This is a genomic window from Saccharothrix variisporea (assembly GCF_003634995.1).
Lineage (GTDB): Bacteria > Actinomycetota > Actinomycetes > Mycobacteriales > Pseudonocardiaceae > Actinosynnema > Actinosynnema variisporeum.
Window position 1 is genome coordinate 3374555 of record NZ_RBXR01000001.1, and the last position, 12374, is coordinate 3386928.

Here is a 12374-nt window from a genome sequence, read left to right on the forward strand (position 1 = left end):
CTTCCTCGGCTAGTGGGGGTCGGGGGTGTGGCCGCCCCACCCGCGGGCGGGGCGGCCACCGGAGAACGTCAGTACCGCTCGAGCACCGGCTTGGTGGCCGGCGAGCCCGACTTGCCCAGCGTCGCGGCGTAGATCTTCTCCCAGTCGCCACCGGAGATGGCGGCTTCGAGGATGTCGTTGATCTTGTCGCGCAGGGCCTTGTCGTCCTTGGCCAGGCCGACGCCGTAGGGCTCCTTGGAGAACGGCTTGCCGACGACCTTGAACTTCTCCGGCTCCTGCGCCGCGTAGCCCTTGAGGATCGCGTCGTCGGTGGTGACCGCGTCGACCGCGCCCTGGTCCAGCTGCTGCACGCACTGCGAGTAGTTCTGCAGCTCGACGATGTTCGACGCCTCGGTCAGGCCCTCGTTCTTGACCTTCTGGATCGGCGTCGAGCCGGTGACCGAGCAGACCTTCTTGCCCTTGAGGGTCTCCGGGCCGGTGATCGAGTTGTCGGCCTTCTTCACCAGCAGGTCCTGCCCGGCGGTGAAGTACGGGCCGGCGAAGCCGACCTGCTGCTTGCGCTTGTCGTTGATGGTGTACGTGCCGACGTAGTAGTCGACGTCACCGTTGATCAGCGCCTGCTCGCGGCCGGCGGAGGCGATCGCCTTGTACTCGATCTTGTCGTCGCCGTAGCCCAGCTTGGCGGCGATCAGCTTCGCGATCTCGACGTCGAAGCCGCTGTACTTGCCGCTGGTCGGGTCCTTGTAGCCCAGGCCCGGCTGGTCCTCCTTGACGCCGATGACGACCTTGCCGCGGGACTGGATCTTCTTGAACGTCTCCGAGCCGTCCACCTTCACGTCGGTGGCGACCTGCTGCGTCGGGGCCGGGGTCGACCCGCCCGGGGTCCCCTCCTTGCCGCACGCGGTCAGGGCGAGGCCGCCGGCCAGCAGCGCCACCGCAAGGGTGCGAACCCTCATCGTCTTAACTCCTGCTCTTCGTCGGGGTCTGGCGGCGCCAAGCTTGAGCGCCGCGGTCTCGAGGGACTTCAGTGGGTCAGGATCTTGCCAAGGAAGTCCTTCGCGCGGTTGGACTTCGGCGCCGAGAAGAAGTCCTCGGGCGTCGAGTCCTCGACGACCTCGCCGTCGGCCATGAAGATCACCCGGTCCGCGGCCTTGCGGGCGAAGCCCATCTCGTGGGTGACCACGAGCATGGTCATGCCCTCGCGGGCCAGCGTCGTCATGACGTCGAGCACCTCCTGGACCATCTCGGGGTCCAGCGCGGAGGTCGGCTCGTCGAACAGCATCACCTTGGGCTTCATCGCCAGGGCGCGGGCGATCGCCGCCCGCTGCTGCTGCCCACCCGAGAGCTGGGCGGGGAACTTCTCCGCCTGGTTCGCGATGCCGACCCGCTCGAGCAGCTCCATCGCGGTCTTGCGGGCCTGCGCCGACGGGGTCTTGCGGACCTTGACCGGCGCGAGCATCACGTTGTCCACGATGCTCTTGTGCGCGAACAGGTTGAACGACTGGAAGACCATCCCGACGTCCGCGCGCAGTCGGGCCAGCTCCTTGCCCTCGGCGGGCAGCGGCTGGCCGTCGACCTCGATGGTGCCGGCGTTGATCGGCTCCAGCCGGTTGATCGTGCGGCACAGGGTCGACTTGCCCGAGCCCGACGGCCCCAGCACGACGACGACCTGCCCCTTCGGCACTTCGAGGTTGACCTGCTTGAGGACGTGGAGAGGCCCGAAGAACTTGTCCACGCCCGCCATCCGGATCATCGGCGGAGCAGGTGTGGGGGCGGTCATCAGATCCTCCAGTCGGGGCTCGGAGAGCGATGGCGGAAACCTAGGTGTGAATCACCACACCAGTCCAGGCGGTTGAGCAAGACTTAGGGTCTCAACTCTGTCACAGGCAGGCGACAATAACTCGGGAGGACGCCGGTGCGCGTGCTGTTGGTCGAAGACGACGACCGCGTGGCAGAAGCGCTGGTCCCGGCGCTGACACGGCGCGGTTTCACCGTAGACCGACAGGCAACCGGTCGGGGGACGCTCGATCGGTTGGCGGGTATCGACGTCGTGTTGCTGGACCTCGGTCTGCCCGATATCGACGGGGTGACGCTCTGCCGCAATATCCGGGCGGCCAGTGACGTCGCCATCATCGTGGTGTCGGCCCGGGGCGAAATCGACGACCGAATCCTGGGGTTGCACGCCGGCGCGGACGATTACCTGGTCAAGCCGTACGACGTGGGCGAGCTGGTGGCCCGCGTGCACGCCGTGCGGCGGCGGCGCGGCGACCCGGTCGGGGTCGGCGGCACCGGCACGGAGGTGTTCGAGGTGGCCGACGTGCGGGTGGACCTGGCCCGGCACGAGGTCACCGTGGCGGGTGAACCCGTGGCGCTGTCGCGCAAGGAGTTCCAGGTGCTGGCCCTGGTCGTGGCCGCGGGCGGCGCGGTGTGCACGCGGGAGCGCATCCTGGCCGAGGTGTGGGGCCGGACGTGGGCGGGCGCGAACCGGACGCTGGACGTGCACGTGGCGACCCTGCGCACCAAGCTGGGCCGGCCGTCGCTGCTGGAGACCGTGCGCGGCGTGGGCTACCGGCTGTCGGTGGCCGGCTGACATGCGCTCGCGGCTGCTCGGGATCGTCCTCACCCTGGTGGTGCTGGTGCTGGTCGGCATGGGCGTCCCGCTCGGGCGCGGGGTCGCGGCCACCGAGCAGCAGGAGATGTTCCTGGACCGGCTCACCGACACGGCCCGCTTCGCCTCGGTCGCGCAGCGTCCCCTGATCGACGACCAGCCGAAGGTGCTGGAGCGGGAGCTGGTCCGCTACCAGGAGGTGTACGGCATCAAGGTGGCCCTGCTGGACCGGACGGGCACGGTGGTCGCCGCGTCCGGGCCGGTGGACGTGTCCCCGGACGCGGTGCAGGAGCTCGTGGACAGCGCGCTGGCGGGCCGGCAGCCGACCGCGCCGCCGCTGTTCATGCCGTGGGACCGCACCGAGCTGGTGCTGGCCGAGCCGGTGCTGGCCGACGGCGAGGTCCGTGGCGCGATCGTGACCTTCTCCCCCACCGACAAGACCCGGTCCGAGGTGTCCCTGTGGTGGTCGGTGCTGCTGCTGGCGAGCCTGCTGGTGCTGGCGCTGGGCGTGTTCGTGGCCCTGCCGCTGGTGGGCTGGACGCTGCGGCCGGTGCGGGCGCTGGACGAGGCCACCGGCCGGCTGCTGTCGTCGGTGGTGTCCGGGAAGGCGGTCGAGCCGGTGGGGTCGGCGTCGGGTCCGCCGGAGTTGCAGCAGCTGTCGCGGTCGTTCGACCAGATGGCGGCGAACGTGACCGACGTGCTGGCCGCGCAGCGGGCGTTCGTCGCCGACGCCTCCCACCAGCTGCGCAACCCGCTGACCGCGTTGAAGCTGCGGCTGTCCAACCTGGAGGGGCACGTCTCCGGCGACGCCGTCGTGCACCAGGAGGCGGCGCTGGACGAGGCCGACCGGCTCAACCGCATCCTGGACGAGCTGCTGGCCATGGCCCGCGCCGCCGCGCCCTCGGTGGACCCGCTGCCGGTGGACGTGGACCAGGCCGTGGCGGGCCGGCTGTCGGCCTGGAACGCCGCCGCGGCGGCCCGCTCGGTGCACCTGGTGCTGGACGGCGAGCGCGGCGGGATGGCGCTGGCCCCGCCGCGTGGCGTGGAGGCCGTGCTGGACGCCCTGCTGGACAACGCGCTGAAGTTCACCCCGGACGACACGCTGGTCCGGGTGGACGTGCGGCGGCGGGACGGGGTAGTGCGGCTGTCGGTGCGGGACGAGGGGCCGGGGCTGGCGCCGGAGGAGCTCGAGCGGGCCACGGACCGGTTCTGGCGGTCGCCCGCGCACCAGAACATCCAGGGCTCGGGGTTGGGCTTGGCGATCGTGCGGCAGATCGTGGCGCGGGTGGACGGGTCGGTGGAGCTGTCCCTGCCCGAGGAGGGCGGTCTCCGGGTGACGGTGACGTTCCCCGCTGTTTAGACCTTCACGTCCCGGTAGTAGCGCATCGCGCCGGGGTGCAGCGGGATCGGCGTGGTCTCGATCGCCGATCTGACCTCGATCGACCGGGCCACCGGGCTGGCCGCCACCATCGCCTCCTGCGCCGCGAACAGGCCTCTGAGCAGGGCTTCCGCCACGTCGTCGGACATCGTGTCGTTGACCAGGAGGAAGTTGCGCACGACCAGGGTGGTCACCGGCTTGGTGACCGGGCCGCCGGGCAGCTCGTAGGCCGACGCGGGCAGGGTCGCCGACCCGTAGACCGGGTAGCGGGCGCGCAGGCCGGGCAGCACGTCGCTGAGGTCCAGCATGCGGATCTTGACCGTCGTGGCCAGCGTCCGGACACCCGAGGTGGGGACGCCGCCGGACCAGAAGAACGCGTCCAGCGAGCCGTCGCGCATGGCGTCGGTGGTCGCGTTGAGGTCCAGGTAGCGCGGCTTGAGGTCGGTGGTGGGCGAGATGCCGGCCGATTCGAGCAGCCGGTCGGCGATGAGCTTCACCCCCGAGTCCTCGGCGCCCAGCGACACGCGCAGGCCCCTGAGGTCGGCCAGCTTGGTGGCCGGGATGTCGTCGCGGACCACGACCTGCAGGTAGTCGTCGTGCATGCGGGCGAGCGCGTACAGCCCGTGCCCCTTGGCGTCGTTGTGCGCGCGTTCGGCCGCGTCCGCCGCCGAGAAGCCGACCTGCGCGGTGTTCGCGCCGAGGCGTTCGAGGTTGTCCACCGAACCGGCCGTGACCACGACCTGCGGGTGCGGGATGCCCGGGTCCCGGGTCCACGAGTCGGCCAGGGCGCTGCTGAGCCGGTAGTAGACACCGGTGTCGCTGCCCGCCGCCATGGTGAGCTTGACCTGGTCGAACTGGTCGCCGCACGCGCTCAACGACAGCGTGGCCAGGGCCAGCACGGCCCCGGCCGCCTGCACCCGCAGCAGCACTCCCGACACCCGCGCATCGTGCCACGTCCACGCTCTACCCTGGACCCGACGGAAGGATGGGGTGGGAGTGACCCGCAGTTACCAGATCCGCACGTTCGGCTGCCAGATGAACGTGCACGACTCCGAGCGCCTGGCCGGGATGCTCGAAGACGCGGGCTACGCACCCGCGGAAGGTGACGCGACCCCCGACGTGGTCGTGTTCAACACCTGCGCGGTGCGGGAGAACGCCGACAACAAGCTCTACGGCACCCTCGGCCACCTCGCGCCCGCCAAGGCCGCCAACCCGGCCATGCAGATCGCCGTCGGCGGCTGCCTGGCGCAGAAGGACCAGGGCGAGATCGTCAAGCGCGCCCCCTGGGTGGACGTGGTGTTCGGCACCCACAACCTCGGGTCCCTGCCGGTGCTGCTCGAACGCGCCCGGCACAACCGCGAGGCCCAGGTCGAGATCCTCGACGCCCTGGAGACCTTCCCCTCGACGCTGCCCGCGCGCCGCGACTCGGCGTACTCCGGCTGGGTGTCGGTGTCGGTCGGGTGCAACAACACGTGCACGTTCTGCATCGTCCCGTCGCTGCGCGGCAAGGAGAAGGACCGTCGCCCCGGCGAGGTGCTCGCCGAGGTGCAGGCGCTGGTCGACGAGGGCGTGCTGGAGGTGACGCTGCTCGGGCAGAACGTCAACTCCTACGGCGTCGAGTTCGGCGACCGGTACGCCTTCGGGAAGCTGCTGCGCGCGTGCGGCGGCATCGAGGGCCTGGAGCGGGTCCGGTTCACCTCGCCGCACCCGAAGGACTTCACCGACGACGTCATCGCGGCGATGGCCGAGACGCCGAACGTGTGCCACCAGCTGCACATGCCGCTGCAGTCGGGCTCGGACCGGGTGCTCAAGGAGATGCGCCGGTCCTACCGGTCGGCCAAGTACCTGTCCATCCTGGACAAGGTCCGCGAGGCCATGCCCGACGCGGCCATCACCACCGACATCATCGTCGGCTTCCCCGGTGAGACCGAGGAGGACTTCCAGGCCACTTTGGACGTCGTGCGCGCCGCGAAGTTCTCCAGCGCCTTCACCTTCCAGTACTCCAAGCGCCCCGGCACCCCGGCGGCGGAGCTGCCCGACCAGCTGCCCAAGGAGGTCGTGCAGGAGCGCTACGACCGGCTGGTGGCGTTGCAGAACGAGATGTCCTGGGAGCAGAACAAGCTGCAGGTCGGCCGCACGGTCGAGGTCCTGGTGGCCAACGGCGAGGGCCGCAAGGACGCCGAGACGCACCGCCTGTCGGGCCGGGCGAGGGACGGCCGCCTGGTGCACTTCGCGCCCGGCGACGCCCACATCCGCCCCGGTGACGTGGTGGAGACGGTGATCACGTACGCGGCCCCGCACAACCTCATCGCGGACGGCCCCCTGGTCAGCCACCGCCGCACCAAGGCCGGCGACCGCTCCGAGGCGGGCATCCGCCCGAAGACGGCCGGCGTCACCCTGGGCCTGCCGAAGTTCGGCGCGCCGGAACCCCTGCCCGCCGTGGACGGGTGCGCGGTCGGATGACCAACGAGCCAGACGACCTCGCCGGCTTGCGCGACGAGATCGACCGGGTGGGGAGGACGGCGGCCAAGCGCTTCGACCCGGGCGCGGGCGCGATGCTCATCGCGGTGGCCGTCCTCGCGATCCTGGTGTCCCTGATCCTGCCGTGGGTGGGCGAAGACGTCGGCCTGCGCGTGCTGCTCGGCGAGGCCCCGGCCATGCCGAAGGTGTTCTCCTACGCCGTGCTGGTCGCCGGGGTGCTCCTCCCGGCCGTCACCCTGGTGGTGCGGCGGTGGGCGTTGGCGTGGGTGAGCGCGCTGGGGTCGTTCGCGGCCTCGGTGAGCGGGGTGCTGTCCATCTGGATGACCCAGACGACCACCGGTCACCAGCCCGGGCCCGGTCCGGGGGTGGGGTTGGTGGTGGCGGTCGTGGCGATCATCGTGCTGCTGGTGAAGTGGCTGAAGATCGCCGCCTCCCGGCCGGCCCTCCAGTAAAGCCCGCCCTCCAGCAACGCCCGACACAAGATCAGTAAAGCCCGACACAAGATCAAAAGATGAAAAGCGGCGCTCGCCGCGCGGCAGGCCGCCAGCGGGGGGTGAAGGGCGTCGGTTCCCCCGCCGTATGGCCTGGCGGAGCCAACCACAGATTTCCCGGGGTGCCGCTAAAACTTTTTGCTCGTTCCTCGCAAAAACTTTCGGCTGCACCCCGGCAAATCTGTGGTAGCCCTTCGGGCAGGCCATACGGCGGGGGAACCGAGGCCCTCCACCTGTGGTGGTCACCACCGAAAGCGAAAGCCGCGCTGCGCGCGAAAAGCGCAAAGCCCCCTCTCCGTTGCGGCAGAGGGGGCTTGCGCTTTGGACCTGCTCGGACCTAGCGGGTGGCCACGGCCTGCTCGGCCGCTGCCAGCCATTCGCGCCACTGCTTGGCCTGGGCCTCGGCCTGTTCCGCTCGGCGCTTGTCGCCGGCGGAGCGGGCCTTCGCGGCCTGGGCCTCGAACTGCTCGACGCGCTCGCGGAACTGGGCCACGCGGGCCTCGGCCCCCGGGTCGGAACGGCGCCACTGGGCGTCGACCGCGCCCCGGACCCGCTCCTCGATGGCTCGGAGCTTGCCTTCGAGCTCGCGGACCCGCTCGCGCGGGACCTTGCCGATCGCGTCCCAGCGCTCCTGGATGCGGTACAGCTGCTGCCGGGCCGCTTCCAGGTCGTGGCTGGGGTCGATGTGCTCGGCTTCGGCCAGCAGCTCTTCCTTCAGCTTGGCGTTGGCCGCGAACTCCGCGTCACGCTCCGAGAACGCTTCGGAACGCCGCGCGAAGAAGGCGTCCTGCGCCGCGCGGAAGCGCTGCCACAGGGCGTCGTCGGCCTCCTTCGGGGCACGACCCGCGGCCTTCCACTCGACCATCAGCTCCTTGTAGCGGCCGGCCGTGGGACCCCAGTCGTCGGACTCGACGAGCTTCTCCGCCTCCTCGACCAGCTCCTGCTTGCGGTTCTTGGCGACACCGCGCTGCCGGTCCAGGTCGGCGAAGTGGGAGCCCCGCCGCCGGTTGAAGGCGTCGCGGGCCTTGGAGAACCGGCGCCACAGCTGCTCGTCGGTCTTGCGGTCGACCCCGCGGATGGTCTTCCACTCGTCCAGGATCGCCCGCAGGCGGTCGCCCGCCGCCTTCCACTGCGTGGACTCGGCGGCCAGCACCTCGGCCTCCTCGACCAGCGCCAGCTTGCGGGCGCCGGCGGCGGCGCGGGCCTCGTCCTTGGCGGCCTTCGCGGCCTCCAGGCCCTGCTCGGCGAGCACCAGGACGTACTCCACCCGGGCGGACAGCGCCGCCAGGTCGCCGACGACCGCCGCGTCCTTCAGGGTCTCCTGGACGTGCTTCGCGCTGGTCAGCGCGTGCTTCGGGTCGCCCGCGCCGGACGTCAGCCGCGTCACCAGCAGCTCGACCTCGGTCCGGATGTCGTCGAACCGGCGCGCGAAGTGCGCCAAGCCCTCGGCGGGCTCGCCCGCCTGCCAGGAACCGACGACCCTCTCACCGTCCGCCGTCTTGACGTGGACCGTGCCGTCGGAGTCCACGCGCCCCCAGCGGTCAGGGTGGTCCGACGCCACGGGGACCGGCGGAGGTGCGCTCACCGTCCGCGTCTCCTCGACCACCGCCCCCGTGCCACTGTCACCAGTGGCTTCCGGTGTCGTCTCGTGTTCCGTCATCGCCGGCTTCCTCCTCGCCTGCCCACTTCGTGGTGCCCGTGCCGACCACGGGCGCCCCGCCTACGGCGGGGCCTGAGCACCCGGGTACCGCGACTCCTCAATAGTCCCCAGTACCCCGCGCGCATTCAAACAGGTCAGGGCTCGCATCGGTACTGGTGGTGGCCGATGAGTAGCGTGCACCGCCATGATCTCGCGTGTCGCCGTCGTACCGCACCCACCCCTGCTGGTCCCCGAACTGGTGGGCGGCGCCGTCGCCGAAACCCAAGCGGTGCGGGACGCTTGCCTCGCCGCGGCGCGGGATCTGGCCGCGCACGACCTCGACTGGACCGCCGTCGCGGCCGATCCGAGCGGTCCGCGGGTGCTGGAAAACGTTGCCGGATCGTTTCTCGGTTTCGGCGTCGACGTGCCCGTGGCGCTGGCGGAGGGCGCGTCCTCTGTGGAACCGGCCCTGCCCCTCCCGGCGCTGGTCGCGGGGTGGCTGCGGGAGCACGCGGGAGCACGCAGCGTGCGCGTCCACCTGGTGCCGCCGGACCTGCCGACCGCCGAGTGCGTCGCGCTGGGGGCGGAACTGGGCGGCCGGGCGCTGCTCGTGCTCGGGGACGGGTCGCACCGGCACGGCGAGCAGGCCGTGGGTCGGGCGGACGACCGTGCGGAGCCGTTCGACGACCAGGTGCACAAGGCGCTGGTCACTGCGGACGTCGAAGGGTTGAAGGCGCTGGACCCGGGGCTGGCCGACGAGTTGGGTGCGGCCGGGCGGGCGGCGTGGCAGGTGCTGGCGGGCGTGCCGGGGGCGTGGCGGTGCACGCGGGCGGAGTTCTCGGCGCCCTTCGGCGTCGGGTACCACGTGGCCGTCTGGGAGGCTTAGCGCGTGAACGTGCCCATCGCCGTCGTCGGCCCCACCGCGACCGGCAAGTCCGACCTGGCCGTGCGGCTCGCGGTCGAGCTGGGCGGCGAGGTCGTCAACGCCGACTCGATGCAGCTCTACCGGGGCATGGACATCGGCACGGCCAAGATGTCGCTGGAGGAGCGGCAGGGCGTGCCGCACCACCAGCTGGACGTCCTGGACGTCACCCAGACCGCGCACGTGGCCGTCTACCAGCGCGAGGCGCGTGCGGCGGTCGAGGACGTCCTGGCGCGTGGCCGGGTGCCCGTCCTGGCGGGCGGCTCCGGGCTGTACGTGCAGGCCGTGCTGGACGACCTGGTGTTCCCGGCCACCGACGAAGCCGTCCGGGCGCGCTTGGAGGAGGAACTGGCGGCGGTCGGCCCGGCCGTGCTGCACGAGCGGCTCGCGCGGCTGGACCCGGCGGCGGCGCTGGCCATCCTGCCGTCCAACGGGCGGCGCGTGGTGCGGGCGCTGGAGGTCGTGGAGCTGACCGGGCAGCCGTTCTCGGCGACCCTGCCCAAGCCGGGTCCCGCCCGGTACGGCACGGTGCTGGTCGGCCTGGACCGGGAGGCGTCCGCCCTGGACGAGCGGGTCGACCTGCGGGTGGAGCGGATGTTCGCGGCCGGGCTGGTGGACGAGGTGCGTGCCCTGGAGGCCCGTGGCCTGCGCGAGGGCCGGACGGCGTCCCGGGCGCTGGGGTACCAGCAGGTGCTGGCGGCCCTCGACGGCGAGTGCGACCTGGCGGCGGCGGCCGAGGAGACCGCGCGGGCGACCCGGCGGTTCGTGCGGCGGCAGCGGTCGTGGTTCCGGCGGGACCGGCGGGTGACGTGGTTCGACGCCGCCTCCCCCACCCTGGTCGAGGACGTCCTGCGGCTGGTCGCGAAGTAGCCTGTGGGCGTGGGCGTTGAATTTCTCAAGGGGCACGGCACCGAGAACGACTTCGTGGTGCTGCCCGACCCGGACGGCCTGCTCGACCTGACCGAGGAGCGCGTGCGGGCGTTGTGCGACCGGCAGCGCGGCCTGGGCGCGGACGGCGTGCTGCGGGTGGTGCGCCCCGACTTCGGTCCGTGGTTCATGGACTACCGCAACGCCGACGGGTCCATCGCGGAGATGTGCGGCAACGGCGTCCGCGTGTTCGTGCGGTACCTCGTGTCGGAGGGCCTGGCGCCGACCGGCGAGTTCACCATCGGCACCCGCGCCGGGCAGCGGCACGTCATCGCGCACGAGGACGGCACGGTCACGGTCGACATGGGTCCCGCTCGCGTCTTCGGCACGTCCTCGACCACGCTGGGCACGGCGTCCTTCGACGGCGTGGCGGTGGACGTCGGCAACCCGCACCTGGCGTGCGTCACCACGACCCCGGTCGCATCCCTGGACCTCCTCCGCAACACCCCCGTGTTCGACCACTCGGTGTTCCCCAACGGGGTGAACGTCGAGTTCATCAACGTCCTGGGCGACGGCGCTCTGCGCATGCGCGTCCACGAACGGGGCGTCGGCGAAACCCGTTCGTGCGGCACGGGCACGGTCGCGGCCGTCACGTCGTGGCTGCACGGCACCGGTCAGCGCACCGGCAAGGCCACTGTGGACGTCCCGGGTGGACAGGTCTCGGTCGTCATCGAGGAGGACACCTCGACGCTCACCGGCCCGGCGGTCCTGCTGGCCCGCGGCGAACTAGACCAGGCCTGGTGGGACGCGTTCTGACGCCCGCAGCGGCGACAGCAGCACCCACCCGACCGCGGCCACCATCCCCGCGGACGCCACCCACAACCCGCCGCGCACCCCGACCCATTCGGCCAACGCCCCGCCCAGCACGGCGCCGACCGGCATCGCGCCCCACCCCAGGAACCGGATCGAGGCGTTCATCCGCCCCATCAGCCGGTCCGGACACAGCGACTGCCGCAGGCTGACCTGGGCGACGTTGTAGACCAGCACGCCCATCGTGGGCACGAAGCTCCCGACCGCGACCACCCACCCGTGCTCGGCCCACGGCACCAGCAACCACGCCGGCTGCGTGCACACCATCGACAGCCACACCAGCCGCGCACTGCCCAGCCGGGCCAACCGCCCGACGAACAACGCCGCCACGGCCCCACCCGCGCTGCCCACCCCGAGCAGCAGCGCCGCGACCCCGGGCGACAGGTCCAGCACCCGCACCAGGAACACCACGTTGAGCGCGCTCCACACCCCGTTGGCCAGGTTGAACGAGGTCGTGCACAACACCAGCGGACGCAACAACGGGTGCCCGAACACGAACCGCAGCCCCTCGCCCATGTCCGCCCACACGTTCTTCCGGCGGCCGTCAGGCACGGGCTCAGCGCCCTTCATCGCACCCAACAGCACCGCCGACGACGTGAAGCTCGCCGCGATCACGAACAGGCTGTTCACCGACCCGAACACCTCGGCGACCAGCCCCGCCAGCGGCTTCCCGGCCAGCCGCCCCACCTGCTGCGTGGACATCAGCCGGCTGTTGGCGGTCGACAGCTCCGCCCGCGGCACCAGCGCCGGCAGGGAGGACAGGGACGCGACCTCGAAGAACACCGTCAGCACGCCCACCAGCAGCGCGACGGCCAGCAGGTAGCCGTAGGCCAACCCGCCGAGCCACCCCACCACCGGCACGGACGCCAGCAGCACCGCGCGCCCGACCGTGGCCCAGAGCTGCACGGGCCGCCGCCGCACCCGGTCCACCAGCACCCCGACCGGCAGCCCGACCAGCAGGAACGCGGCCGTGCCCGCCGCGGTCAGCACGCCGAGCGCGAACTCCGACGCCCCCATCTCGACCGCCACCAGCGGCAGGGCGAACACCGACACCGCGCTGCCGAACTGGTTGACGGTGTCGCTCCCCCAGAACAACCGGAAATCCCGCACACGCCCCC

The 12374-nt window shown here is 71.7% G+C and carries 12 protein-coding genes; 7 read left to right on the top strand and 5 right to left on the bottom strand.

Annotated elements, in window-relative coordinates:
• Positions 1-68 precede the first annotated feature (68 nt).
• Entirely contained in the window at positions 69-956 is an 888-nt protein-coding gene (locus DFJ66_RS14850) for a glutamate ABC transporter substrate-binding protein (RefSeq protein ID WP_121221769.1), read from the bottom strand.
• Positions 957-1024: 68 nt separating this feature from the next.
• Positions 1025-1753, bottom strand: coding sequence for an amino acid ABC transporter ATP-binding protein (locus DFJ66_RS14855; RefSeq protein WP_211351592.1), 729 nt, complete (start codon positions 1751-1753; stop codon positions 1025-1027).
• A 162-nt stretch (positions 1754-1915) separates the two neighbouring features.
• Between DFJ66_RS14855 and DFJ66_RS14860 the strand changes: the two genes are divergently transcribed.
• Both DFJ66_RS14860 and DFJ66_RS14865 read left to right on the top strand, forming a co-directional pair.
• A complete protein-coding gene (locus tag DFJ66_RS14860; protein WP_121221774.1) occupies positions 1916-2590 on the top strand; it encodes a response regulator transcription factor in 675 nt (224 codons plus the stop codon).
• Position 2591: 1 nt separating this feature from the next.
• The gene (locus tag DFJ66_RS14865; protein WP_121221776.1) at positions 2592-3968 is read left to right on the top strand and encodes a sensor histidine kinase; all 1377 of its coding nucleotides are present in this window, start codon (positions 2592-2594) and stop codon (positions 3966-3968) included.
• On the opposite strand, the gene DFJ66_RS14870 is transcribed toward DFJ66_RS14865, so the two are convergent.
• Complete coding sequence (locus DFJ66_RS14870) at positions 3965-4924, bottom strand: TAXI family TRAP transporter solute-binding subunit (protein WP_246029761.1); 960 nt, start codon at positions 4922-4924, stop codon at positions 3965-3967. The two genes, DFJ66_RS14865 and DFJ66_RS14870, sit on opposite strands and share 4 nt — an antisense overlap.
• A 58-nt stretch (positions 4925-4982) precedes the next feature.
• Between DFJ66_RS14870 and miaB the strand changes: the two genes are divergently transcribed.
• The gene (gene miaB / locus DFJ66_RS14875; protein WP_170199405.1) at positions 4983-6449 is read left to right on the top strand and encodes a tRNA (N6-isopentenyl adenosine(37)-C2)-methylthiotransferase MiaB; all 1467 of its coding nucleotides are present in this window, start codon (positions 4983-4985) and stop codon (positions 6447-6449) included.
• Positions 6446-6919, top strand: a complete 474-nt coding sequence (locus DFJ66_RS14880) for an Rv2732c family membrane protein (RefSeq protein WP_121231185.1) — start codon at positions 6446-6448, stop codon at positions 6917-6919. Before miaB ends, DFJ66_RS14880 begins: the two co-directional genes overlap by 4 nt.
• A gap of 376 nt (positions 6920-7295) precedes the next feature.
• On the opposite strand, the gene DFJ66_RS14885 is transcribed toward DFJ66_RS14880, so the two are convergent.
• On the bottom strand, positions 7296-8618 hold the full coding sequence (locus DFJ66_RS14885; protein WP_121221780.1) for a DUF349 domain-containing protein: 1323 nt from the start codon (positions 8616-8618) through the stop codon (positions 7296-7298).
• A gap of 184 nt (positions 8619-8802) precedes the next feature.
• Here DFJ66_RS14885 and DFJ66_RS14890 point away from each other — a divergent pair, with 184 nt between their 5' ends.
• The 3 genes from DFJ66_RS14890 to dapF are packed head-to-tail and all read left to right on the top strand — an operon-like array spanning position 8803 to position 11202.
• Entirely contained in the window at positions 8803-9483 is a 681-nt protein-coding gene (locus DFJ66_RS14890) for a class III extradiol dioxygenase subunit B-like domain-containing protein (RefSeq protein WP_121221782.1), read from the top strand.
• Between the two features lie 3 nt (positions 9484-9486).
• Positions 9487-10389 carry a tRNA (adenosine(37)-N6)-dimethylallyltransferase MiaA gene (gene miaA / locus DFJ66_RS14895; protein WP_121221784.1) on the top strand — a complete coding sequence of 301 codons (903 nt, stop codon included), beginning with the start codon at positions 9487-9489 and terminating at the stop codon, positions 10387-10389.
• A 9-nt stretch (positions 10390-10398) separates the two neighbouring features.
• On the top strand, positions 10399-11202 hold the full coding sequence (dapF, locus tag DFJ66_RS14900) for a diaminopimelate epimerase (protein WP_397556345.1): 804 nt from the start codon (positions 10399-10401) through the stop codon (positions 11200-11202).
• Here dapF and DFJ66_RS14905 read toward each other — a convergent pair.
• Positions 11173-12366 (bottom strand): MFS transporter, encoded by a 1194-nt coding sequence (locus DFJ66_RS14905; protein ID WP_121221789.1) that lies wholly within the window; start codon positions 12364-12366, stop codon positions 11173-11175. The two genes, dapF and DFJ66_RS14905, sit on opposite strands and share 30 nt — an antisense overlap.
• Positions 12367-12374 lie beyond the last annotated feature (8 nt).